This window comes from Streptomyces sp. NPDC006208 (assembly GCF_040613775.1).
Taxonomy (GTDB): Bacteria; Actinomycetota; Actinomycetes; order Streptomycetales; family Streptomycetaceae; genus Streptomyces.
Map to the genome: position 1 here is coordinate 104757 of NZ_JBEXSW010000026.1, position 22929 is coordinate 127685.

Consider the following 22929-nt stretch of genomic DNA (forward strand, 5'->3'; position numbering starts at 1 on the left):
TCTGTCATGAGCCCCTGATGGCCCGCGTCGGTCATGACAGGGCCTCCTCGCTCGCGCGAGCGGCCCACGTCGCGAAGCGCTCGCCGTCCTCGCGCTCCGCCTGGAAGCGGCCCAGCACGCGCTCGACGTAGTCCGGCAGCTCGTCCGAGGTGACCTTCAGGCCACGGACCTTGCGGCCGAAGCCGGACTCCAGGCCCAGTGCGCCGCCCAGGTGCACCTGGTAGCCCTCGACCTGGTTGCCGTCGTCGTCCAGGACCAGCTGGCCCTTGAGACCGATGTCCGCCACCTGGATACGGGCGCAGGCGTTGGGGCATCCGTTGATGTTGATGGTGATCGGCTGGTCGAACTCGGGCATCCGGCGCTCGAGCTCGTCGATCAGGGACGCGCCTCGCGCCTTGGTCTCGACGATGGCCAGCTTGCAGAACTCGATGCCGGTGCAGGCCATCGTGCCGCGCCGGAACGGCGAGGGGGTGACCCGCAGATCGAGCGCCTCAAGGCCGGCGACCAGCGACTCGACCTGGTCCTCGGTCACATCGAGCACGATCATCTTCTGCTCGACGGTGGTGCGCAGCCGGCCCGAGCCGTGCGCTTCGGCCACCTCGGCGATCTTGGTGAGGGTGGCACCGTCCACCCGGCCGACGCGCGGCGCGAAGCCGACGTAGAACCGTCCGTCCTGCTGCCGGTGCACACCGACGTGGTCGCGCCACTGGGACACCGGCTGCTCGGGGGCGGGGCCGTCGATCAGCTTGCGGTTCAGGTACTCGTCCTCCAGCACCTGACGGAACTTCTCGGCGCCCCAGTCGGCGACCAGGAACTTCAGACGGGCGCGTGTGCGCAGACGGCGGTAGCCGTAGTCACGGAAGATCGAGATGACGCCTTCCCATGCGTCCGGGACCTCGTCCAGCGGCACCCAGGCACCGAGCCGCACCCCGAGCTTGGGGTTGGTGGACAGGCCACCGCCGACCCAGAGGTCGAAGCCGGGGCCGTGCTCGGGGTGGTTCACACCGACGAACGCGACGTCGTTGATCTCGTGGGCCACGTCCAGCAGCGGGGAGCCGGAGATCGCGGTCTTGAACTTGCGGGGCAGGTTGGAGAAGGCCTTGTTGCCGATGAACCGGCGGTGGATCTCCTCGATCGCCGGGGTGCCGTCGATGATCTCGTCCTCGGCGATGCCCGCGACCGGCGAGCCGAGGATGACACGGGGCGTGTCACCGCATGCCTCGGTCGTCGACAGGCCCACGGCCTCGAGCCGGCGCCAGATCTCCGGGACGTCCTCGATGCGGATCCAGTGGTACTGGACGTTCTGCCGGTCGGTGAGGTCGGCCGTGCCGCGGGCGAACTCCTCGGAGATTTCGCCGATCACCCTCAGCTGCTCGGCGGTCAGCCGGCCGCCGTCGATGCGCACTCGCAGCATGAAGTACTTGTCGTCCAGCTCCTCCGGCTCCAGGATCGCGGTCTTGCCGCCGTCGATCCCGGGCTTGCGCTGGGTGTACAGGCCCCACCAGCGCATCCGTCCGCGCAGGTCGGCACCGTCGATGGAGTCGAAACCGCGGTGGGCGTAGATCGTCTCAATGCGTGTCCGCACATTGAGACCGTCATCGTCCTTCTTGGTCTGCTCGTTGGCATTGAGCGGCGTCATGTGGCCAACGGCCCACTGACCCTCGCCACGGTGGCGTCCGGCCTTGCGGCGGGGCGTGGCGGAGGCGGGCTTTTCGGGGGTGGCGGCCATGGCGAAATGTCCTTCGAGACTGCAGGAGGGCGGCTCTGATCTGCACACTCGTGCGCAGGGCGCGACGATGCGCAGGGCGGGGCAGAAATCAGGAGAAGTGCGGCGGTGCTGGGCTGTCAGCAGGCCGGACAGATGGCGCTGGACATGCGGCCGAGGTCGACGTGCCGCCGACTCACCAAGGCAATTCCAGTTCCAGACATGACGGAAGCGTGTCACGGGACTTTGGACCCAGTCCAGCTTCGTCCATCATGTGGACAGAGATGTCCCGTATCGCGAGACGATGTGTCCCGGGTCACGCACCTTGATCGGGGGCGGCCCGGGACAAGGCCGGATCGTGGTCAGACTCCGGCACCCGGCCAGGGGCCAGGTGCCGCCGTCTCCGGCTCTTCCTCGGCCTTCGTGTCGAAGAGCGTGAAGCCACGGCGCAGATAGTTGTCCATGGCGTGCGGGCCGTCCTTGGAGCAGGTGTGCAGCCACACCCGCTTGGTCGGCGGCAGCTCGGGCCACCGCTCAGCCAGGTCCCACGCGCGCGCCGTCGCATACGACAGCAGGTGTCCGCCGATCCGGCGGCCGCGGAACGCCGGGATCAGCCCGAAGTAGACGATCTCCACCGACCCGCCGTCCTGCGCCTGAAGCTCCACATAGCCGGCCGGGGTCCCCTTCTCGTAGGCCACCCAGGTCTCCACGCCCGGCCGCCCGAGCGACTTCTGCCACTCGGCGTACGTCATGGCGAGCCGGTCGGTCCAGTGGATGTCGCCGCCCACGGCCGAGTACAGAAAGCGGCTGAACTCCGGCGAGGGGACCTCGGCCCGCACGATCCGGACATCGTCCCCGGGCTCGGCCGCAGGGCGCAGATCCGCGGGCGAGGTCTGCTCCAGGGACCAGGTCGTCACAGTGATGCTCATACCAGCCAGGGAATCACGCCCGCTTCAGAAGACGGAGTCCAGGTCCGCCCTGCCGGACCGCCGGTGCCCCGGACCGGTCCCTCCGGGCGCTGCCTCCACCGCTCAGGACGGACCCGCCGGGCTGCCGGTGGCCCAGGCCCGGGCACGCCGGGCGGCCCGCTGCACCGCCCAGGTCCACCCCGCCGGGCTGCCGGTGTGCCTCAGACCCGGCCCCGCCGGGCCCCTCGCACCGCCGGAGCCGTCGAGTGCGGCAGCAGATCGCCCGGATGCTCCGGGCCGATCAGCTCCACGTCGACCTCCTCGGCGAAGCGGTAGGGCCGGTGCGCCAGGATCTGCGCCAGATGGCGGCGGAGCCGCGACATCTCCGCCCGTACGGTCACCGTGCGCGTCGGATCCTCGAAGATGTCCTGCGCCAGCTGGGCCGCCGTCCGCCCGTCCCGGTGCCGCGCCAGCAGATACAGCAGCTCGGCATGGCGTGGACTCAGCTCGTGCGCCCAGCTGCCCGAGGTCCCGTGGACCGTCACGGACGGCTGCCGGGGCCGGCTCAGATCCAGCACCACCCGCCCCGCCGCGACCGGCTCGGCATGCTCCTCGTCCGCCCGTACCAGCCAGCCGCCGGGCAGCGGCTCGACCGTGCACATCCCGAGCGAGGGCAGCCACAACCGCCCGGCCCGTACCGCCTTCGGCAGCCGTCCCGAGGGCGCCGTCCCGATCACTGCGGCCGGCCAGCCGTTCACGTCCACGGCCAGCGCCCGCCCGGTCAGCCGTGCCAGCAGCGGCGCGGCGACCGTGCGTAACCGGTCCAGCGAGGCGAAGTGGCGGTTGCGCAGCTCGGCTTCCGCGAGCCGGGCGATCGAGGTCACCAGTGTGAGCGTGGCGGGATGCATCGTGGACAGCGGCCCGCTGATGTCGACGACCCCGATCAGCCTGCCGTCCCGGGGGTCGGTGATCGGGGCGCCCGCACACGTCCAGGTGTGGTGGCTGGAGACGAAGTGCTCGGCGGAGTGCACCTGGACCGGCCGCCGGGTCACCAGCGGGGTGCCGACGCCGTTCGTCCCGACCAGCCCCTCGTTCCAGTCCGCGCCCAGGACGAAGCCGTGCGAGTCGCCCTTGCGCAGCACCGCAGCGCTGCCCTCGCGCCACAGCAGCCGCCCCTCGGTGTCCGCCACCACCATGATGTGCTGGGCCGCCTCGGCGATGGACACCAGGCTCTCGCGCAGCACCGGAAGCACTTCCACCAGCGGCGAGGTGAGCCGGCGCCGCTCGATCTCCTCCAGCGGCAGCACCCCGGCCCGCTGGTCCCGGTCGGGGTCCAGGCCGTTGCGCAGCATCCGCTCCCAGGACTCGCTGATGTCCGCCCGCGGCCCGACCGCCGGTCTGCGGCCCGACAGGGCTGCATCCCGCACGCCCTTCAGCAGCCGGGTGGCCTCGACGGTGTCCATGGCGGCGAGCCTGGACAGGTCGAGGGATGAGTTCTGCACCGGGTCCTCCTCGGCGACGCCAGCGGCCGGATGCGGGGGCGGCCAGCCCATCGTCCCCTGCGGGCCGCCGACGCGCTGGGATATGCCCCACAAAGATGCAACCCTTTGCAACCCTCGCGAACGGGCGTGCGGGTGTACGAAGGTGACGGAACACCGGTTCGCCGGAGTGCCGTGCGCCGCACTGCGGTGCGCATGGCAGCGTGCGGGGTGGTGCCGTGTCGGCGCAGCACCACCCCGCACGGTCGTCAGCGGCGCGATCGGTCCGTCATACGACGGCGCGCGCCCGCTCGACGACCGGCACCAGATCGAGCGGGTGGGGCAGCGTGCCGAACGCCGCTCCCCAGTCACCGCCCAGCCGCGACGCACAGAACGCGTCGGCGACCTCGGGCGGCGCCCAGCGCACCAGCAGCGAGCCCTGCAGCACCACCGCCATACGCTCCACCACCCGGCGTGCCCGTGCCTCGATGCCGTTCAGATCGGCCAGTTCGGTCAGCAGCGCCTTGATCGCCCTGTCCAGCCGGTGATCGGCGCCGCGCGCCCGGCCGACCTCGGTCAGATACGCGTTCAGCGCGGCCGGCTCCCTTTGCAGCGCACGCAGCACATCCAGTGCCTGCACATTGCCCGAGCCCTCCCAGATCGAGTTCAGCGGCGCCTCCCGCAGCAGGCGCGGCATGCCCGACTCCTCGACGTAGCCGTTGCCGCCCAGGCACTCCAGCGCCTCGGTGACCACCGGTGTGCACTGCTTGGTCACCCAGTACTTGGCCGCCGGCACCGCGATCCGCAGGAACGCCTGCTCCTGCTCGGTGCCCGCGTCGTACGCGGCCGCGAGCCGCAGCGCCAGCGTCGTCGCCGCCTCCGACTCCAGCGCCAGATCGGCCAGCACGTTGCGCATCAACGGTTTGTCGATGAGCAGCCCGTCGAACGCGCTGCGGTAGGCGGCATGGTGGACCGCCTGCGCCACCGCCTGCCGCATCAGCGCCGCCGACCCGGTGACACAGTCCAGCCGCGTCGCCGCCACCATCTCGATGATGGTGCGCACCCCGCGACCCTCCTCACCGACCCGGCGCGCCCACGTGCCGTCGAACTCCACCTCGCCCGATGCATTGGAGCGGTTGCCCAGCTTCTCCTTCAGACGCTGGATGCGGAACACGTTCCGCTCCCCGTCCGGCATCACCCGCGGCACCAGGAAGCAGGTCAGACCTTCTGCCGCCTGGGCGAGCACGAGGAAGCCGTCGGACATCGGGGCGGAACAGAACCACTTGTGGCCCGTGAGGACATATTCGCCCTCCACGGCCAGCGGCTCGGCCCTGGTCGTATTGGCGCGCACGTCGCTGCCGCCCTGCTTCTCGGTCATCCCCATCCCGAACAGGGCGCCGGTCTTCAGGGCAGGGGGCCGCAGTGCGGGGTCGTAGACATGCGAGGTCAGCCGGGGCTCCCACTCGGCTGCCAGGTCCGGATCGGTGCGCAGCGCCGGTACCGCGGCGTGGGTCATCGACAGAGGGCAGCCGTGCCCGGCCTCCGTCTGCGACCACACCAGGAATCCGGCGGTGCGCCGGACATGCCCGCCGGGCCTGCCCCAGGCGTTCACCAGTCCCGAGGTGACCGCCTTGCCCAGCAGCCGGTGCCAGGCGGGATGGAATTCCACCTCGTCGACACGGTTTCCATAACGGTCGTGGGTGCGCAGTTTCGGGGGATGGTCGTTGGCCTGCACCCCCCAGGTCTGCGCCTGAGCGGAGCCGGCGGATCGGCCGAGGTCCGAGAGTTCCTCCCGTACCTCCTGGAGAAGTCCGGGTGCCACATGCCGCTCGACCGCCTCCAGCAGCGCCCGGTCGGCCGTGAAGACGTCGTACCCCACCAGGGGCGGGGGCTGGTTGGTCACTGTGTGGGTGGTGCCTGCCATGCCGATACGGTAAGGAGGTGCAGGCAGCAAACGAAACACCCGACCGGCCGACGGGCCGGCTCCACCGGGCCCGGGTCCTCTACCGCAACGTCTCGAAGCGGAAGATGGCATGGCTGCTGCTCAAGGACACCGTCAATTCGTGCATCGAGTACCGCATCCTGGGCCTCGCCGCCGAGGCGGCGTTCTTCACCCTGCTGTCCGTGCCGCCGCTGATGCTCGGCCTGCTCGGCCTGCTCGGCTACATCGACAACTGGACCGACACCACCACCGTCGCCTCCATCGAGGAGAACATCCTCAGCGCGGTCGGTACGGTCCTGTCCGAGCGGGGCGTCAACGACATCGCCAAGCCCCTGCTCGAGGACGTCACGCACGGCGGCCGCCCCGACATCATCTCCATCGGTTTCGCCATCGCCCTGTGGTCCGGCTCCCGCGCGGTCAATGTCTTCATCGACACCATCACCGTCATGTACGGCCTGGACGGGCAGCGCGGCATCGTCGCCACCAGGCTGCTGGCCTTCCTGCTCTACATCATCGCCCTGCTGATCGGCGCGGTCGTGCTGCCGCTCGCGGTGGTCGGCCCCGACCGGGTCGTGGAGTTCATGCCCTGGGGCGCGGAAGTGGTCGCCGTCCTGTACTGGCCGGTGGTGATTGTGTTGTCCATCGCCTTCCTCACCACGCTCTATCACGTGTCCGTGCCCGTGCGGTCACCCTGGGTGGAGGACATCCCCGGCGCGCTGGTGGCCCTCGGGATGTGGTTCCTGGGCAGCTTCCTGCTGCGGATCTACCTCACCAGCACCGTCGAGGGACCGACGATCTACGGCTCGCTCGCCGCGCCCATCGCGTTCCTGCTGTGGATAGGGATCTCCGCCTTCGCGGTCCTCGTCGGCGCCGCGGTCAACGCGGCGATCGACCGGGTCTGGCCGTCCGTGGCCACCGCCGCGGCCCGCGCGGCCAACGAGCGGTTGCGGGCCGAGAACGCGGCGGCGCTGCTGGCCCAGGCCAGGACCGCGCACGCCTTCGAGGACGACGATGACGACGACGATGACGACGGGGACGAGGGTGGCGGGGACATGCCGTCCGAGTTCCCCGAGCGGTGGTCGAAGTTCCTGCCCCCGGACGATGTGAAGTCGCGCCTGCACACGGGCCGGGACAACGGCCGCGAGAAGGACCACCACAACAACCGGGAGTAGGCGTCGGGAGCGGCCCCCGGGAGTAGCCTCGCCGGTATGTACGAGGAACGGCCGTCCCTGCTGGACGGGGCCGTCGTCTGGTCGCGGACCACCGGCGCGCCCTCCGGCACCGGGTCCCGCGTACTTCCCGCCTCCGAACAGCCCGTGCTGCCCGACGGCTGCATGGACCTGCTGTGGTCCGGAGGCCGGCTCCTGGTCGCGGGTCCGGACACCCGCGCGCACCGGCCCGGCAGCCCACCCGGGACGGCGTGGGCAGGGGTGCGCTTCGCACCCGGAGCCGCGCCCGGGTATCTGGGCGTACCGGCGCACGAGCTGCGCGACCAGCGGGTCGAGCTCGCCGATCTGTGGGGCGACGCCGAGGCTCGCCGGCTCGCCGAGCGGATCGCGGGCGCCGGCGACCAGCTTGCCGAGCTCGAGGCCGTCGCCTTGTGGCGGGCGGCCGCCGCCGGGCCGGCGGACCCCCGGCTGGCGGCGGTCGTACGGCACCTCGACGCCGGCGGCACGGTCGGCGGGGCGGCGGATGCCGCCGGGCTCGGCGCCCGGCAGCTGCACCGGCGTTCGCTCGACGCCTTCGGGTACGGCCCCAAGACGCTGGCCCGCATCCTGCGGCTGCAGCGGGCCCTGGCCCTGGTGCGCCGGGGCGTCCCGTACGCGGCGGCCGCGCTCCGCGCAGGCTGCGCGGACCAGGCGCATCTCGCCCGGGAGATGCGCGCGCTGGCCGGGATGACGCTCGGCGACTACGGGGCGTCGGGCGCCGTCGGGGTGTCGGCGAACAGCGAGACGCCGTTGCCGTCGGGGTCGAGTACGACCGCGTAGCGCTGCCCCCAGAACGCGTCCCAGGGCTTGAGGTGGCCCCGGTACCCGGCCTCGGTCAGCCCCGCGTAGACGGAGTCCACCTCGGCGGGGCCGTCGCAGGCGAAACAGAGCCCGATCCGGTCGCCGCCCGTCGGCCTGGTCCACTCGGGGTCGAACGAACGGACGGTCTCCTCCGTGTCCCACAGCAGCCGCAGCCCGCCGGGGAGCGTGTGCTGGACATGGGGAGCGGTGTCGGCGTCGGCGGGGATGTCCAGTCCGAGCCGGCGGTAGAAGGCGAGCGAGGTGGCCATGTCGGCGACGACGAGGCCGATGGCGTCGGGTCGAGGAGTCATGACTTCACCGTAGGCAGTGCCGTCGCGGCCGGTCTTGAACGAATCGGACGTCATGGATCCGTAAGGACGGTGCGGCGGTGAGGGCGGGGCGGGACGAGGAGACTTGCGGTATGCACAACATCCTGGTTGTCGACGACGACCCGACAGTTGCCGAAGTGGTCACCGGATATCTGGAGCGCGCGGGTTTCACCGTGGACCGGGCGGCGGACGGGCCGCAGGCACTCAGGCTCGCCGCCGGGCGACGGCCCGACCTGGTCGTGCTCGACCTGATGCTGCCGGGCATGGACGGCCTGGAGGTCTGCCGCAGACTCCGGGCCGGCGAGCTCGGCCGCGTACCCGTGATCATGTTGACCGCGCGCGGCGACGAGGACGACCGGATCCTCGGGCTCGAAATCGGGGCGGACGACTATGTGACCAAGCCGTTCAGCCCCCGCGAGCTGGTGCTGCGGGTGGAGTCCGTGCTGCGCAGGGGCGCCGGCGGTGCGGGGGAGCGGCGGCCGGGGCCCGAGCTGTCCGCGGCGGGCATCGTGCTGGACCCGGCGGCCCGGCGCGCGGTCAAGGACGGCCGCGAACTTGCCCTGACACTGAGGGAGTTCGACCTGCTGGCGCATCTGATGCGGCATCCGGGCGAGGCGATCGGCAGGGAGAGGCTGATGCAGGAGGTGTGGGGCTGGGAGTTCGGCGACCTGTCGACGGTCACCGTCCATGTCCGCCGGCTGCGCGGCAAGATCGAGGACGACCCGGCCCGTCCGAGGCTGATCCAGACGGTGTGGGGGGTCGGCTACCGGTTCGACGTCCCGGACGACGCGGAGCCGGCGAAGCCACCGGCCGACGCGCGGGCGGAACCCGCACCACCGGCGGCCGGGGCGCGGCCCGGGCCCGCCCAGGCGCAGCCCGGCGTCGTGCCGCCGGCGGACCACGCGCCGCCGGGGGGCCGGCGGCCCGGCGCCTTGGGGGGCGGACGAGATGCCGGGGGCATGCCGTCCGGGCGGTACGGCACCCGGGCGGCCGTGCGGCCCGGGGCCGGTACGCGGTCCGGCGCGGCGCGGCCCGCAGGTGTGACCGGCGGTGATCCGGCGGCGTCCTCGGCCGGGCATGCATCGCACGGTGATGCGCCGTCAGGACCTTTGGGCGGGGGCGCCCCGTATGGGGCTGCGCCGTCGGGGGGCGCCGTCCCTGCCGGGCCGGGCGGGCCGGATCCCGAGGGGCGTGGCGTGCGGGGAGAGGGCTGATCGCCGTGCGGGACACCCTGCTCATCGCCCTGTTCGCCTTTCTCGGGGCCGTCGGCGCCGGGCTGCTCGGGGCCGTCGTGCTGCGGCTGCTGCGGCACCGGTCCGTCACCGTCTCGCTGACCGTCGTCGCCGCCGTCACCGTCACCGCCATGCTCGCGGGGACCCTCGCGGTCGCCCGGGCGATGTTCCTGTCGCCGCACGACCTCACCGTGGTCACCACCGTCGTCGCGATGGCCGCCGTCGTCTCGCTCGCCACCGCGCTGCTGCTCGGGCGCTGGGTCGTCGCGCGCAGCCGTGAACTCACCCTCGCGGCACGCTCGTTCGGCGAAGGCGGGGCCTTCTCCGCACCCACGGGCGCATCGACCGCTGAGCTCGAGGAGCTCAGCCGTGAGCTTGCAATGACCAGTGACCGGCTCGCGGCCTCCCGGGAGCGCGAACGCGCCCTGGAGACTTCACGGCGTGAGCTCGTCGCCTGGATCTCGCACGATCTGCGGACCCCGCTCGCCGGGTTGCGCGCGATGTCGGAGGCGCTGGAGGACGGGGTCGTCCAGGACCCCGAGCGCTACTTCCGCCAGATCCGTACCGAGGTCGAGCGTCTCAACTCGATGGTCGGCGACCTCTTCGAGCTGTCCCGCATCCACGCGGGTGCCCTGGCGCTCACCCCCACCCGGATGTCCGTGTACGACCTGGTCGGCGAAGCGCTGGCTGGGGCGGACCCGCTCGCGCGCGAACACGGCGTGCATCTCGTCGGCGGCAGCGTCGAGCCGGTCCCGGTCGAGGTGGACGCCAAGGAGATGACCCGGGTACTGGCGAACCTGCTCGTCAACGCGATCCGCCGGACGCCGGCCGACGGCACGGTCGCCGTCGCCGCCGAGCGTCACGAGGACTGTGTGGTGCTCTCCGTCACCGACGGCTGCGGCGGGATCCCGGAGGAGGATCTGCCCCGCGTCTTCGACACCGGCTGGCGTGGTTCGCCGGCCCGTACGCCCCCGGCCGGTGCCGGTCTCGGCCTGGCGATCGTCCGCGGCATCGTCGAGGCCCATGCCGGCCACGCCGACGTCCGCAATGTCACCGGCGGCTGCCGTTTCGAGGTCACGCTGCCGGCGGCGGCGACCCCTGTGTGACCGGATTGCCTTGTCCGGCAGGGAAGTTGAATCCATGAAGTTCCCTGCGCGTGACGGCGGCAACCCTGGGGCAGTGAACCGGGGACGGTGACCGGCTGACGAGTCGAAGGACTGGGGTGCGGGCGGCATGGCGCGAGTGACGGAGTGGCAATTTCTGGACGACCGTGGGCGGATGGTGGCCGTCGGCAACCGCCCGGTGAGGCTGGTCGCCTATGTGCAGGCAGGCGCGGCACTGTTCGACCACGGGATACGCCCCGTCGGGGTGTTCGGATCCCATCACGACGGCGACACGGTCGATCCGGCGAAGGCCGGGGCGTTGCCCCGCGACGAGATCGCGTACCTCGGGTCGGGCGCGGCCGTCGACGCGGAGGCGGTGCTCCGGACCCGCCCCGACCTGCTCGTGGCGGTGACCTATGGCTCCGACCAGGTCTACGGTCTGGATCGGGACACGGCCAAGCACATCGAGGAACGGGTCCCTGTCGTGGTGCTCGACGTGGGACAGGGGCGCTCGCTCGACGACGTCCGCGAGCGGTTCGCCGCACTGGCCCGTTCCCTCGGCGCGCAGGACGATCCGGCCGCGGTGGCGGAACTGGCGGGGGCCCGGCAGCGGTTGCGCTCCGCGGCGGCCGAGGCCGGGGGAGCGCGGGTCCTCGCGCTGTCACCCGCCGCGCCCGACAGCGTCCACCTGGCGCGGCCCCACACCTGGCCGGATCTGCGCGCACTGGCCGAGTGCGGGGTGGCCCTGGTGGCCCCCGAGGCGGGTCCGGGTGTCAACTGGTCCACCGTCGACCGGGCGTCGGCCGCCCGGCTGGAAGCGGAGATCGTGCTGACCGACGTCCGGGTCAACGCGCTGTCGCTGGACGGTCCGACGGCCGTCGAGCTGCGGCGGGCCCTCGCCGCGCGGGCCCGCATCGTTCCGTGGAACCCCGAGCTTGCGCCCGGCCCCGCTGCCCACGCCGCGTTCTTCGACACCGTCGCAGGGGCCCTGCGAGCGGTGGCGGCATCACCCTCCTGACCATCGGCCCGGCCCGGCGCCCGCGAGATTCGCGGGCGCCTGTTCTTCTCATCTGCCGTCCGTTTTCAGCTGGTGAGCACCGATTCAGGATAACTTTCCGCCATTTGCTCTACGGTAAGATTTTTACCGAGTCATTGCCCGCCCTTGGGGTGGACCCAAGGCTCCTGTGACCGTGGCAGGGCTGCCGGCGCTCATGGTGCCGGTCCGATGGAAGGCATGTGATGGTGCGCTTCGGCCTCACCCCGTGCCTCGGCCGCCCCTCCGCGCACGTCAGGTCCGCGCGTATCGACACCCGTGCGCGCAACGGCGTTCCCGATACGGACCGGACCGGCTGAGACCGACCGCCCTCCGGTCGGTGCCGGTGTGTGTCACGTAATGCACCATCGTTCCGTCCGGAGCGGCTGCCGAGAGCGACAGCCGGGCGCTGCCGGCCGGGACCCGTGCCCGCACACCGCCCACCCACCGTCTGTATGGAGCATGCCCCATGGAGCCCACGGCGCACGTCAGCAAGACCGCCCTGCCCGGAGTCGGCACCCGCTACGACCTCAACACCGAGGCGGGGGCGCATCTTTCGGTCGTCGTCCACCAGGACGGGCGGCGCATCCTCGCCTTCCACGACCCCGAGGACGACGACAGCTGCAAGGTCGCCGCGCCGCTCGCCCCGCACGAGGCGACCGCGCTGGGCGAACTGCTCACCCCCGACCCGATCGGCCATCTCCACCAGCACGTCGAGATCGACCTGGTGACCGAGCACATAGCCGTCACCACACGCTCGCCGTACGCCGGCCGGACACTCGGCTCCACCCAGGCGCGCACCCGCACCGGTGCGTCCATCGTCGCCGTACTGCGCCGTACCGCCGCATTCCCCTCGCCCGCCCCGGACTTCCGCTTCGCCCTGGGCGACACGCTCGTCGTCGTCGGCACCCGCGAAGGCGTCGACGCCGTCGCCGAACTGATCACCGGAGGATAGAAGCCCGTGCACGACACCACCGCGCTGCTCATCGAACTCGGGGCGATCATCCTCGCCCTGGGGCTCCTCGGCCGGCTCGCCGGGCGTATCGGGTTCTCGCCCATACCCCTGTACCTGCTGGCGGGGCTCGCCTTCGGCCATGGCGGACTGCTGCCGCTCAATGCCAGCGAGGAGTTCGTCGCGACCGGCGCCGAGATCGGTGTCATTCTGCTGCTTCTGCTCCTCGGCCTCGAATACAGCGCCTCCGAACTGGTCAGCAATCTCAAGACCCAGTACCCCTCCGGCATCGTCGACTTCGTCCTCAACGCGCTGCCCGGCGCCGCGGCCGCGCTGATCCTCGGCTGGGGTCCGGTCGCCGCCGTCGCGCTGGCGGGTGTCACCTGGATCTCCTCGTCCGGCGTCATCGCCAAGGTGCTCGGTGACCTCGGCCGGCTCGGCAACCGTGAAACACCTGTAGTCCTCGGTGTCCTGGTCATCGAAGACCTCGCCATGGCCGTGTATCTCCCCCTGCTCACCGCGATGCTCGCCGGGCTGAGCCTGGGCGGCGCGGGCCTCACGCTGCTGATCTCACTCGGAACGGTCGGCGCCGTGCTCTATGTGGCCCTGCGGCACGGCCGGTTCATCAGCCGTGCCGTCTCCTCCGACAACCCGGAGATGCTGCTGCTGGTCGTCCTCGGGCTGACCCTCTTCGTGGCCGGTATCGCCCAGGAACTCCAGGTCTCCGCCGCCGTCGGCGCGTTCCTCGTCGGAATCGCCCTCTCCGGAGAGGTCGCCGAAGGTGCGCACAACCTTCTCGTCCCGCTGCGCGATCTGTTCGCCGCCGTCTTCTTCGTCTTCTTCGGCCTGTCCACCGACCCGGCCGAGATTCCTCCCGTCATCGTTCCCGCGCTGCTCCTCGCCGTCGCCACCACCCTGACGAAGGTCGCCACCGGCTGGTACGCGGCCCGCCGGGCCGGGATCAAGGCTGCGGGCCGATGGCGGGCCGGCGGAACCCTGGTCGCACGCGGTGAGTTCTCGATCGTCATCGCGGGTCTCGCCGTCGGTGTGGAGCCCCGGATCGGCCCGCTGGCCACCGCCTACGTACTGATCCTGGTGATTCTCGGACCGCTCGCCGCCCGCTGGACCGAGCCGTTGGCGCGCCGGCTCACCGGCACCCGCGGATCCGCCGCCTCCGTACCGGAGCCGGCCCCGGTACCCGAACCGGCCGACGCCGCCCCGACGCACAACTGAACGCATACGTCCGCCCGCTGAACGGACACCTCCGCAATGTCCCGCAGTGTTCACGGGCCTGCTTTTGGATCAGCGGTCGTTCCTCACTACGATCCGCGAATGATCATAAGAAGAAGGCCGGCGGCCAGGGCGATGGTCCTGCTCGCGGCCCTGGCCGCCGGGCTGTTCCCGGCAGCGGTCGCCGCCGACGAACCGGCGGCCGAGGAAACTCCCAAGGTCGAGCTCGTACTTGACGTCAGCGGCTCGATGCGGGCCCGGGACATCGACGGCAAGAGCCGGATGGCCGCCGCGAAGCAGGCGTTCAACGAGGTCCTGGACGCGGTGCCGGAAGAGGTGCGGCTCGGTATCCGCACGCTCGGGGCCGACTACGCGGGCGACGACCGCAAGCGCGGCTGCAAGGACACCCGGCAGCTCTACCCGGTAGGTCCGCTCGACCGCACAGAGGCCAAGACTGCCGTCGCGACGCTCGCGCCCACCGGCTGGACGCCGATCGGACCGGCCCTGCTGGGCGCGGCCGACGACCTCGAGGGTGGAGACGCGACCCGGCGGATCGTGCTCATCACCGACGGCGAGGACACCTGCGCGCCGCTCGATCCGTGCGAGGTCGCGCGGGAGATCGCGGCCAAGGGCATTCACCTCACCATCGACACCCTGGGCCTGGTTCCCGACGCCAAGACCCGCGACCAGCTGCGCTGCATCGCCGAAGCGACCGGCGGCACCTACACCTCCGTGCAGCACACCGACGAACTCTCCGACCGCGTGAGCCAGTTGGTGGACCGCGCCGCCGACCCCGTCGTCACCCCCGTGGCGACCGAGGGCGCGAAGCGCTGCGCCGACGCCCCGCAGCTGAAGCCCGGTCTCTACAGCGACCGGGAGAAGTTCGGCGAGCACCGCTGGTACCGCGTGGACGTACTGCCCGGACAGGAACTGCGCGCCTCGGTGAGCGTCGCCGCCGACCGGGCGGTGAACAACGACTACGGCATCCTGCTGCGCGCCGTCACCGTGCGCGGGCGCGAGATCGTGCGCGGTTCGGAGGCCGGAACCGGCCGGACCGATGTGATCTCGACGGGTCTGCGCTACCCGAAGGCCCCGGCCGACGACGCGGACGAGGAGTCCACGGCGGAGACCGTGTGTCTGCAGGTCGCCAACGCCTTCTCGGCGGCGCCGGGAGTCAAGACCGAGCCCGGACTGCCCCTCGAGCTGACCGTCGACGTGGTCGACGGCCCCGACACGGCCTCCGACGTGGCCTTCTTCGGGCTCGGCCGGGGCTGGTGGTTCCTGGGTGCCCTGACCCTCACCGGACTGCTGGCCGGACTGCTGTGGGGCTGGATCTCGCGCTGGCGCTTCGCCGTCTGGAGGACCAACTGATGCGTGTCGCACGTGTACTGACGACGGTCGCGCTGTGCGCCGCCGCCCTGCTGGGCCCCGCGGGCGCGGCCCTGGCGGACACTCCCTCGCCGAGCCCCACAGAGAGCGGCAGCGGGTCAGGCCCGACGGTGGCGGGCACTTCCTTCCGTACCGCCGCGGCCTTCGAGCAGGGGCAGACGGCGACGGCCGAGGCGTCGAGCGGTGACTACCTGTACTGGGTGTTCCCCGCCGACGCCGGGCAGCGGCCAACGGTCCGGGCCAAGGTCACACTCCCCGATGCGGCCGCCCGGCACGGCGGATCCACGTGGCAGCTCGATGTGTACGACGGGCTGCGCCGCCGCCAGGCCTGCATGTACGGCATGCAGACCAGGGTGGCGGCGCAGGACGCCGCAACGGTCGAGCTGTCGTGCACGATGCGGCCGGTGCGCGCTCTCGCCGAGCCGTGGGCCAACGATCCGCTGCCGGGCAGCTATTACGTACGCGTGACGGTCTCCGACGCGCCCGTGACGGACCTCGGTCTGCCGGTGACGGCGGAGGTCCGGGCGGTGTCGAAGGACGTGGGCGGCGCCCACGCCGTGGACGGCTCGCTCGCCGAGCCGCTGGTCGCCGGTGTGTCCACCGGCACGCAGCCGGGCGACGACGCGCCGGACACCGAACGGGCCTCCGGCTGGTGGTCCGACCGCTGGCTCTGGACCGCGGCAGGCGGCCTGCTCGGAGCGCTCGCCGGGATCGCCGGGTACGTGCTCACCCGGGGATCCGGCCGTCCGTCGCGGGTGCCGCCGGCGGCCTGACGGCCCGGACAGGGCCGAGCGGCCACGGCATGCGCCGTGGCCGCTCGTTCCCCGGCGTCCGGCCGGGTGCACGGGGCGGCTCAGAAGCCGAAGACCGTGCCGCTGCCGTGCTTCTTGGTGCAGGGGTTGCCGAAGGTGTGCGTATAGCTGACACGCTTGCCCTGCCATACGCCGTCCGCGGTGACGGTCACCGGGTCGTACTGCTTGGTGCAGGCACCCGTCGTGCCGCGTGAGGTGATGGAGTCGAACTTCGCCTCGTTGGCGCGCAGTTCGGCACAGGCGGCGGCTGCGGCGGGGTGGGTGCCGGACGCCGTGGGCGTACAGCCGAGGGTCACCGCGCGCAGTACGGTCCCGTTCTTCGCGTCGTCGCCCGCCGTGACGGTCAGCACGAGGGCGGACGGCGGAAACAGGCTCCGCGTGTCCTGTGCGCCGGACTGTGCCGCGCCTGCCGTGCCCACTGCCGGCGCTGCGACGAGCGCCAGCGTGGTGGCCGCAGCAAGCGCGAGACCTCTGGCTATGTACCGCATTTCGAACACTCCCCTGGGTCGTGGTTTCGGAAATCGGACGCGAGTCTTGCCCACGACGACGAAGAACGCTTGGACGTGCATCAGGTTTCGGTCACGTGTAGTCACTGGTGATAGGCGGGCTGTGAGCGCTCGTGGCTCTCCGACCTGCGGGGGAACGTTGTGGCGAATCGGCTAAAGAAAGACGTTCAGGGTTGTTGATCAAGCAAACATCGGAAAAGTGCATCATTGAACCATTGATTGAAAGGGGTCGACGAGTTCAAGCCTTCGTTGGACGAGCTCACGCCCTCAGGGTTGACTGAGCACACGGGGGCCGCGACGCGTGGAGGTGTCGATGGAACCGGTCGAAGCACTGGACCGTGTCGCCTTTCTCCTGGAACGCTCGCTCGCCGAGACCTATCGCGTACGCGCCTTCCGCACTGCCGCCGCGGCACTGTCCGAGCTCGACCCCGGCGAGATGGAGCAGCGCGCCGGCGCCGGAACACTCGACAAGGTCAAGGGCATCGGGCCCAAGACCGCGGCGGTCGTGCAAGAGGCGCTCACCGGCCGCACCCCCGCATATCTGCAGCGGCTCGAGGACGAGGCGGCCACCCCCCTCGCGGAGGGCGGCGAACGGCTGCGTGCCGCGCTGCGCGGCGACTGTCATCTGCACTCGGACTGGTCGGACGGCGGCAGCCCCATCGAGACGATGGGCCGCACGGCCGCGGCTCTCGGCCACGAGTGGGCCGTACTGACCGACCATTCGCCCACGCTCAAGGTCGCCCGCGGGCTGACGGCCGAACGGCTGCTCGCCCAATTGGACATCATCGAGCGGCTCAACCGTGAATGGGCGCCCTTCCGGCTGCTCACCGGTATCGAATGCGACATCCTGCCCGACGGCACCCTCGACCAGGACCCGGAGCTCCTCGACCGCCTCGACGTGGTGGTCGCCTCGGTGCACTCCAAACTCCGGATGGACCCCGCCCCGATGACCCGCCGTATGCTGCGCGCGGTGCAGAACCCGCTCACCGACGTGCTCGGTCACTGCACGGGGCGGCTCATCGGGCCCGGGAAGCAGCGGCCCGAGTCGCAGTTCGACGCGGAGAAGGTGTTCGCCGCGTGCGCGGAGCACGGTACGGCCGTGGAGATCAACAGCCGCCCCGAGCGCCGCGACCCGCCGCGCCGGCTGATCCGCCTCGCCGTCGACGCCGGGGTGTTCTTCACCGTCGACACGGACGCCCACGCCCCCGGCCAGCTCGACTGGCAGATCATCGGCTGCGCGCGGGCGGAGGAGTGCGGCGTGCCGGCCGAGCGCGTCGTGAACACGTGGAGCGCGGACGACGTCGTCGCCTGGACCCGTACGCGCCGCGCGCCGTCCGCACATTGACGCCAGGGCGGTCCCTGGGCAAGACGAACGGCGGCTTCGATTCGCCGCGGCCTTCCTGTCACGCGGAGCCGGACTCCTTCGGGCGTCCGGCGGTGCCTTTCGTTCTCCCCGGAAACGTCCCCTGATACGGCCGCTCGCCCCGCACCGCGGGACCACGGCCAGGGCCGGGACAGCGGCCGGCGTGTCAGAGGCCGAACACACCGGGGTCCGAGGCCACTGCGCGGAAGTACTCGCGCGGGTCGGCGACCAGTTTGCGTGTCGTCAGGTCGAGCAGGCCTCCCACGTTGCATACCTCGGCCACGAGAGTGTTGTCGTCCGTACGGTGGAACGTCTGCTCCACCCGGAACGTCTTGCCCTCCCTGAAGAGGAACGCGCAGGTGATGTCGACGGAATCACCTGCGACCACCTCGCGGTGGTACCGGATCGTGCTCTCCAGATTGATCGGGCCGACGCCCTTCGCCAGCAGCGCGTTCTGCTCGATTCCGGCCGCTCGCAGCAACTCCCAGCGTGCGTGCTCCGCATGCTGCAGATACACATTCCCGTTCAGGTGTCCCTGTGTATCGGTCTCGTAGCCGCGGACGGTAACCCTCACGGTGAACAGGTCTGCCATGTCATCCCCTTCGTCAGGGCGCCTTCCAGCGCCTCATGAAAGGTAACGGGCCGCCTCCGTCCGTGAGTTGACGGCCCGGGCACGGCGAGCCTCGCGGGACGCCCCCGCTTACTGGTACTCGACGGTCAGGCTTGCCTGCGTGTCCTTGTTGACGAAGAGGTAGGCGGGCGAGGTCTGGTTCTGTTCGAACCGCAGGCGGATCTGCGTCCTGCCCGAGCGGTTGATCGCCGAGAGCCCCGTCGGGGACAGGTCGCTGGAGGCCTTGCTGCCCGAGGTGAACGCCCCGATCTCGGCCGCTCCGTGCGCGGTCGCCGCCGCGGCCCAGTCGGTCGTCTCGACCGTGCAGCCGCCGAGGCAGCCGTTCTGGACGTCGAGGAGGAGCCGGTTGCCGGCCGGGCTCGACCACGGGTCGCCGGAGCCGCTGCTCCTGGTCAGGGTCACGTAGGCACGGGTGATCGTCTTGCCTGCGGGGACGGCCGAGGTGTCGAACGACAGGACCGACCGGTTGAACCTGCTGTCGGTGCCCTGCCCCAGGGCCAGGCCGTAGGTGCCCTCAAGGGCGCCGACCGAGGGGCCCGAGCCGTCACCCGCCGCCTTCACATAGCCGTCCTCCGCGTCGACGCTCGGCAACGTCCGGCTGCTGGGAGGCTGCGTGCTCGAACCGCCGCCGAGCGCGCGGACCATGCCCATGATGGTCTCGATCTGCTTGCCACCGTGCCGGGCGTAGTCGGGATCGCCGAGATAGCCCCACCAGTTCCAGCAGCCGTTGGGGTTGTCCAGGGTCGCGGTCGCGATGGCCTGTGGATAGAGCACAATCAGGTTGTTGGTGTCGGCGTACTCGTTGAGGTAGGCCTTCTCGATGAACGTGGTGCCGAAGCCCTGGTACGAGTAACCCTGCTTGCAGCCGTGCAGCGTCACGACCACCTTGCAGGTGGCTCCGTTCGCGCAGTTCGTGGGCACATAGACGAAGCCCTTGTCGTCCATGGAGATCGGCTTGGCGGCACCGCCGGGTGCGTACCTGTTCTGGTCGAACTGGATCAGAGTGCCCCCAGGCGTACTGGTGGGCGCGCTGACCGAGCCGAGCAGATGCCCGAGGAAGTCCCCCTCGGCGTCGACACCGCAGTTGTTGATGAAGGGGGTGGCGGTGGCCGTGCAGGCGTTCGGCCCGAGCGGGCTGATCCAGGCATGGCCGGCGGACGTGTTCTGGTTGTGGAGGACGTCGGCACCGAGGCGTCCGTAGTGGTCCTTCAGCGCGGTGACCACGGGGCGTTCGACGGTCGAGTCGCTGGAGCCGCTGAACGCGTAGACCGGGTCGCCTGCCAGGCCCGCCACATCGTCGATCCTGCCTTGTGCCGACCAGTTCCTGGTCGTCTGCTCCAGCGTGTTCAGCTGGAGGTCCTGGCTGACCTCCATACAGGCGTTCAGGGCCTTGTTCAGGTCGTTCTGCGCGCAGTAGTAGGGCCCCGAGGCGAAGACGGCGGACCCGCTGAACGTGCCCGAGTAGGCCACGTGGAGCTGGGTCGCCATGTAGCCACCGGACGAGATCCCCGCGCTGTAGACCTTGTCCACGGCATAGGTCCTCAACTCCCCGGCAACAGGCGCGGGGGCCGCCGCGGCCGCGGGAGTGGAGGGTGGCAGCATCTGGGTCGCGCCCAGGAACAGCAGAAGTGCGGTCAGCCGGCGGAAACGAGATGTGAGCGGCGATCTCATGGACCCTCCAGGGGACGCGGACGCACAGTGGCGCCATCACTCGCACGGCGCCGTGATGTCCGGGAGGTTAGGTCCGCGTGACGGGGGCTCCTATGGGGTCCGCATCCACAAACAAGCAGCCCGGCCATGGCGACTTCGCTCCACAGAGCAGAGGCCTGGCGGGCGGAGATTCTCCGGACGTGGGGCGGCCTTGGCTCGTGCATGGCGGCCGCCGTTCCGGCCGAGTGCCCGCGCGGCGCTGCCGCAGTCACCACTGACGCGGCCCACATCGGGTTATCTGGGACTTCCGGCCCCTACGGATAGGCGGTCACGCACCGTGCGCAATGCCAGGAGACGCTCCTAGGGAACAGCGAACCGCTCTGCGGTTCCGCCGCGAACGACGCATCGGTGTCGTGCGGATGGTTCTCGAGAAGGCGTGACAGCAGAAGCCGGCAGGGCGATCCGGGGCCGCGGCACCGGCGGCCGCCGGACAGGGAGGCGCGCCGTCCCACCTGACCCGCTCCCGTCCGGGACGTGCGGGCGGCGGCGGACTGCTGACCGGTCCGGCCAGGTGGACGACGCCGCTGCGCACCCGTGTCGCCGGGCCGGGTGCTCGCGGACGCCGCCGATGGCCGTGTCGTGCTCACCCGACCGGCTGAGCCGGGCAGTCGACGATGCTCGTGACGACGCGCAGGGAGCGCACTCGTCAGAAGGACCGGACCGTCGGTGCCGCGTAGAGCTGGCGACGCATGTGAAGCGATGCGGGACGGGCCCTGGCGGAGCGCCGCGAGGGCCCACAGGCGCCGGTATCAAGGTCAGGCTTTCCCGCGGCCGGTGAGGGCGTCGCGGACCCGGTCGACCATGCCGAGGCCGGGAGCGAGGAGTTTGTTGAGCGGCGGGGTGTCAGGGGCGGCGGGGTGCGGGCGGGTGGGAGCGGATTCCTTGGCGCGGCGGATGAACTCACCCAGCTGCTGAAGCCTTTCGCCGGAGCAGGACTCGGCCAGGACGGGAAACAGCTCGTTCTCTTCGCCGGTCATGTGCGCGGTGACCGACATCTTCAGCTCGGCCATGAGGGTGTCGAAGCGGCCGTCACCGGGCTGGAGATCTTCCAGTTCTTTGAGCATGCGCTCGACCTGGCTGTGTTCGGAGATCTCCTTGTCGGCGATGTCGTCCCCGTCGTCCACGTAGCGGCGCACTGCCGGATACAGGTGTTCTTCCTCGGCGACCGCGTGCCGGACGAGTTCCATCGTCAGTGTGTCGGCCAGTTTCCGGCGCTGCGGATCGCCGGTCGGCAGAGCTTGGATCTTCGTGAAAAGCGAGTCGATTTCGCGGTGATCCGCAGTCAGCTCGTTGATGACGTCTCCACCATGACCCATGATTGGCTGCTTTCTCTCGGGGAGCTGGCACGCGTCGTGCGTGTGGTGTGCTGGTTCGCCCTTGGTTGCCAGGACTGCGTTCATGAGGTGCTTCGGGTCGGCTTGCGCTCCGGAGGTCCGCGGAACCCAAACAGACTTCCCCAGCTGATCAGGCTCATTGCTGAGGCAGTGAGGGACACGCCGCCGCATGCCTCCTTACGTGCCCGGAACGGCTTCATTCGGTGGTGAGTGAGCTTCGCTGCCACACGTGCACGGAGGGGATCGCGTGAGGAGTGAGGCTGCGAGCCGGACCTCCGGGTGCTGGGCGCGCCCCGCGCGGCGGGGGGTGCTTCATTTCTCGCTTCCACGTACGATGCCGCACCGCGTGTACGAAGAAACGTGCAGAACGGCCGTTACCAAGATCGTGTCCGCCGTTCGGCTGATGCGCCGGGTGGCGGGACCGGGTGTGCGCCGGAGCATGCAAGGGCTTGCTGTTGATCGTTCAACGGGTGGATGTAGCGCTCAGTGAATGTCAGGGCCACGCCCGGCGCGGGTGCGTGTCCCATGCAGGTGACAGTTACGGAAATGTCCGTAAATGGCAACATGTCTCGGTCGACCCTCGCGGAGCCCGGTCGACGGCTCAGAGTTTGGGTCCTCGGCCCACAACGGGCCGGGAACCCGCACTGCCACCACAAGCCGTATCGGCCGGTGGGGCACTGTTCTTGAGGGGACATCACCTATGTCTGCTTCTTCGACCGCCCGTCGCATCGCCGCGACCGTTCTTGCGGCCGGCGCCGTCGTCTCGGCCGTCGCCCTGCCGGCCTCCGCCCACGACGGCGACCGCCACCGCCAGCACCCGCGGGTCGAGATCAGCCGTGTACAGGCGGACAGCCCCGGACGTGACAACGGCTCCAACCACTCCCTGAATGCCGAGTGGGTCGAGATCACCAACAACTCCCGCCGCCCGGTGGACCTCGACGGCTGGACCCTGCGCAACCGCGACGGCGACCGCTACCGCTTCGACGACGTCCGACTCGCCGGCCGCGCAACCATCCGTGTCCACACCGGCTTCGGACGCGACACCCGCACCGACCTCTACCAGGACCGCCGCCACTACGTCTGGGGCAACCGCTCCGACAAGGCGACCCTGCGCGACGACCACGGTCACAAGATCGACACCGAAACGTGGGGCCGCGGACACCGCCACCACTGACACGGACAAGAGCGGGCTGCCTGCCTCTCGACGGCAGACAGCCCGCTCCGCCGTGAGCCGTGTGCGCCGGGCAGCCTGACCTGCCCGGC

At 70.9% G+C, this 22929-nt stretch carries 20 protein-coding genes and 1 pseudogene; 11 read left to right on the top strand and 10 right to left on the bottom strand.

Features of this window, described 5'->3' with window-relative positions; translation table 11 throughout:
* Positions 1-31 precede the first annotated feature (31 nt).
* From ABZ208_RS22205 to ABZ208_RS22225, 5 genes are all read right to left on the bottom strand, one after another.
* Complete coding sequence (locus ABZ208_RS22205; protein ID WP_328394866.1) at positions 32-1729, bottom strand: nitrite/sulfite reductase; 1698 nt, start codon at positions 1727-1729, stop codon at positions 32-34.
* Between the two features lie 116 nt (positions 1730-1845).
* Positions 1846-1929: a putative leader peptide gene (locus ABZ208_RS22210; protein WP_313904670.1), complete on the bottom strand. Its 84-nt coding sequence runs from the start codon at positions 1927-1929 to the stop codon at positions 1846-1848.
* A 138-nt stretch (positions 1930-2067) separates the two neighbouring features.
* Positions 2068-2634, bottom strand: a complete 567-nt coding sequence (locus tag ABZ208_RS22215; protein WP_356911186.1) for a GNAT family N-acetyltransferase — start codon at positions 2632-2634, stop codon at positions 2068-2070.
* Between the two features lie 200 nt (positions 2635-2834).
* Positions 2835-4115, bottom strand: coding sequence for a GAF domain-containing protein (locus tag ABZ208_RS22220; protein ID WP_356911187.1), 1281 nt, complete (start codon positions 4113-4115; stop codon positions 2835-2837).
* 265 nt (positions 4116-4380) lie between these two features.
* Positions 4381-6015 (bottom strand): acyl-CoA dehydrogenase family protein, encoded by a 1635-nt coding sequence (locus ABZ208_RS22225; protein ID WP_356911188.1) that lies wholly within the window; start codon positions 6013-6015, stop codon positions 4381-4383.
* A 17-nt stretch (positions 6016-6032) separates the two neighbouring features.
* On the opposite strand from ABZ208_RS22225, the gene ABZ208_RS22230 reads away from it, so the two are divergent.
* Both ABZ208_RS22230 and ABZ208_RS22235 read left to right on the top strand, forming a co-directional pair.
* The gene (locus tag ABZ208_RS22230) at positions 6033-7205 is read left to right on the top strand and encodes a YihY/virulence factor BrkB family protein (RefSeq protein WP_356911189.1); all 1173 of its coding nucleotides are present in this window, start codon (positions 6033-6035) and stop codon (positions 7203-7205) included.
* Positions 7206-7241: 36 nt separating this feature from the next.
* The gene (locus tag ABZ208_RS22235; protein WP_356911190.1) at positions 7242-8021 is read left to right on the top strand and encodes a helix-turn-helix domain-containing protein; all 780 of its coding nucleotides are present in this window, start codon (positions 7242-7244) and stop codon (positions 8019-8021) included.
* Here ABZ208_RS22235 and ABZ208_RS22240 read toward each other — a convergent pair.
* Entirely contained in the window at positions 7943-8353 is a 411-nt protein-coding gene (locus tag ABZ208_RS22240; RefSeq protein ID WP_356911191.1) for a VOC family protein, read from the bottom strand. The two genes, ABZ208_RS22235 and ABZ208_RS22240, sit on opposite strands and share 79 nt — an antisense overlap.
* Before the next feature lie 110 nt (positions 8354-8463).
* Here ABZ208_RS22240 and ABZ208_RS22245 point away from each other — a divergent pair.
* The 7 genes and pseudogenes from ABZ208_RS22245 to ABZ208_RS22275 form a co-directional block, all read left to right on the top strand.
* Positions 8464-9159: pseudogene (locus ABZ208_RS22245) on the top strand (response regulator transcription factor); the annotation flags it as partial.
* A gap of 431 nt (positions 9160-9590) precedes the next feature.
* The gene (locus tag ABZ208_RS22250) at positions 9591-10709 is read left to right on the top strand and encodes a HAMP domain-containing sensor histidine kinase (protein WP_356911192.1); all 1119 of its coding nucleotides are present in this window, start codon (positions 9591-9593) and stop codon (positions 10707-10709) included.
* Between the two features lie 127 nt (positions 10710-10836).
* Positions 10837-11724, top strand: coding sequence for an ABC transporter substrate-binding protein (locus ABZ208_RS22255; protein WP_356911193.1), 888 nt, complete (start codon positions 10837-10839; stop codon positions 11722-11724).
* A 484-nt stretch (positions 11725-12208) separates the two neighbouring features.
* Positions 12209-12694: a TrkA C-terminal domain-containing protein gene (locus tag ABZ208_RS22260; RefSeq protein ID WP_356911194.1), complete on the top strand. Its 486-nt coding sequence runs from the start codon at positions 12209-12211 to the stop codon at positions 12692-12694.
* A gap of 6 nt (positions 12695-12700) precedes the next feature.
* Positions 12701-13924, top strand: a complete 1224-nt coding sequence (locus ABZ208_RS22265; RefSeq protein WP_356911195.1) for a cation:proton antiporter — start codon at positions 12701-12703, stop codon at positions 13922-13924.
* 99 nt (positions 13925-14023) lie between these two features.
* Positions 14024-15292 carry a VWA domain-containing protein gene (locus ABZ208_RS22270; RefSeq protein WP_356911196.1) on the top strand — a complete coding sequence of 423 codons (1269 nt, stop codon included), beginning with the start codon at positions 14024-14026 and terminating at the stop codon, positions 15290-15292.
* Entirely contained in the window at positions 15292-16083 is a 792-nt protein-coding gene (locus ABZ208_RS22275) for a hypothetical protein (RefSeq protein ID WP_356911197.1), read from the top strand. Before ABZ208_RS22270 ends, ABZ208_RS22275 begins: the two co-directional genes overlap by 1 nt.
* Positions 16084-16163: 80 nt before the next feature.
* Here the strand turns inward: ABZ208_RS22275 and ABZ208_RS22280 are convergent, their stop codons facing one another.
* Entirely contained in the window at positions 16164-16610 is a 447-nt protein-coding gene (locus tag ABZ208_RS22280) for a subtilase-type protease inhibitor (RefSeq protein WP_356911198.1), read from the bottom strand.
* Between the two features lie 331 nt (positions 16611-16941).
* Between ABZ208_RS22280 and ABZ208_RS22285 the strand changes: the two genes are divergently transcribed.
* Positions 16942-17973, top strand: a complete 1032-nt coding sequence (locus ABZ208_RS22285; RefSeq protein WP_356911199.1) for a PHP domain-containing protein — start codon at positions 16942-16944, stop codon at positions 17971-17973.
* Positions 17974-18157: 184 nt separating this feature from the next.
* Here ABZ208_RS22285 and ABZ208_RS22290 read toward each other — a convergent pair whose 3' ends face one another.
* From ABZ208_RS22290 to ABZ208_RS22300, 3 genes are all read right to left on the bottom strand, one after another.
* The gene (locus ABZ208_RS22290; RefSeq protein WP_356911200.1) at positions 18158-18583 is read right to left on the bottom strand and encodes a thioesterase family protein; all 426 of its coding nucleotides are present in this window, start codon (positions 18581-18583) and stop codon (positions 18158-18160) included.
* A 108-nt stretch (positions 18584-18691) separates the two neighbouring features.
* Entirely contained in the window at positions 18692-20293 is a 1602-nt protein-coding gene (locus tag ABZ208_RS22295) for a PHB depolymerase family esterase (RefSeq protein ID WP_356911201.1), read from the bottom strand.
* A 794-nt stretch (positions 20294-21087) separates the two neighbouring features.
* A complete protein-coding gene (locus tag ABZ208_RS22300) occupies positions 21088-21648 on the bottom strand; it encodes a hemerythrin domain-containing protein (RefSeq protein ID WP_356911205.1) in 561 nt (186 codons plus the stop codon).
* A gap of 718 nt (positions 21649-22366) precedes the next feature.
* On the opposite strand from ABZ208_RS22300, the gene ABZ208_RS22305 reads away from it, so the two are divergent.
* Positions 22367-22840 (top strand): lamin tail domain-containing protein, encoded by a 474-nt coding sequence (locus ABZ208_RS22305; RefSeq protein WP_356911202.1) that lies wholly within the window; start codon positions 22367-22369, stop codon positions 22838-22840.
* Positions 22841-22929 lie beyond the last annotated feature (89 nt).

What these genes read in the sequence shown, in the direction of transcription:
- ABZ208_RS22290 (WP_356911200.1), bottom strand. Translation starts at nt 18,583, where the DNA reads ATGGCAGACCTGTTCACCGTGAGGGTTACCGTCCGCGGCTACGAGACC.
- ABZ208_RS22260 (WP_356911194.1), top strand. Translation starts at nt 12,209, where the DNA reads ATGGAGCCCACGGCGCACGTCAGCAAGACCGCCCTGCCCGGAGTCGGC.
- ABZ208_RS22305 (WP_356911202.1), top strand. Translation starts at nt 22,367, where the DNA reads ATGTCTGCTTCTTCGACCGCCCGTCGCATCGCCGCGACCGTTCTTGCG.
- ABZ208_RS22210 (WP_313904670.1), bottom strand. Translation starts at nt 1,929, where the DNA reads ATGTCTGGAACTGGAATTGCCTTGGTGAGTCGGCGGCACGTCGACCTC.
- ABZ208_RS22280 (WP_356911198.1), bottom strand. Translation starts at nt 16,610, where the DNA reads ATGCGGTACATAGCCAGAGGTCTCGCGCTTGCTGCGGCCACCACGCTG.
- ABZ208_RS22270 (WP_356911196.1), top strand. Translation starts at nt 14,024, where the DNA reads ATGATCATAAGAAGAAGGCCGGCGGCCAGGGCGATGGTCCTGCTCGCG.
- ABZ208_RS22240 (WP_356911191.1), bottom strand. Translation starts at nt 8,353, where the DNA reads ATGACTCCTCGACCCGACGCCATCGGCCTCGTCGTCGCCGACATGGCC.
- ABZ208_RS22275 (WP_356911197.1), top strand. Translation starts at nt 15,292, where the DNA reads ATGCGTGTCGCACGTGTACTGACGACGGTCGCGCTGTGCGCCGCCGCC.
- ABZ208_RS22225 (WP_356911188.1), bottom strand. Translation starts at nt 6,015, where the DNA reads ATGGCAGGCACCACCCACACAGTGACCAACCAGCCCCCGCCCCTGGTG.
- ABZ208_RS22300 (WP_356911205.1), bottom strand. Translation starts at nt 21,648, where the DNA reads ATGGGTCATGGTGGAGACGTCATCAACGAGCTGACTGCGGATCACCGC.
- ABZ208_RS22205 (WP_328394866.1), bottom strand. Translation starts at nt 1,729, where the DNA reads ATGGCCGCCACCCCCGAAAAGCCCGCCTCCGCCACGCCCCGCCGCAAG.
- ABZ208_RS22295 (WP_356911201.1), bottom strand. Translation starts at nt 20,293, where the DNA reads ATGAGATCGCCGCTCACATCTCGTTTCCGCCGGCTGACCGCACTTCTG.
- ABZ208_RS22235 (WP_356911190.1), top strand. Translation starts at nt 7,242, where the DNA reads ATGTACGAGGAACGGCCGTCCCTGCTGGACGGGGCCGTCGTCTGGTCG.
- ABZ208_RS22285 (WP_356911199.1), top strand. Translation starts at nt 16,942, where the DNA reads ATGGAACCGGTCGAAGCACTGGACCGTGTCGCCTTTCTCCTGGAACGC.
- ABZ208_RS22215 (WP_356911186.1), bottom strand. Translation starts at nt 2,634, where the DNA reads ATGAGCATCACTGTGACGACCTGGTCCCTGGAGCAGACCTCGCCCGCG.
- ABZ208_RS22255 (WP_356911193.1), top strand. Translation starts at nt 10,837, where the DNA reads ATGGCGCGAGTGACGGAGTGGCAATTTCTGGACGACCGTGGGCGGATG.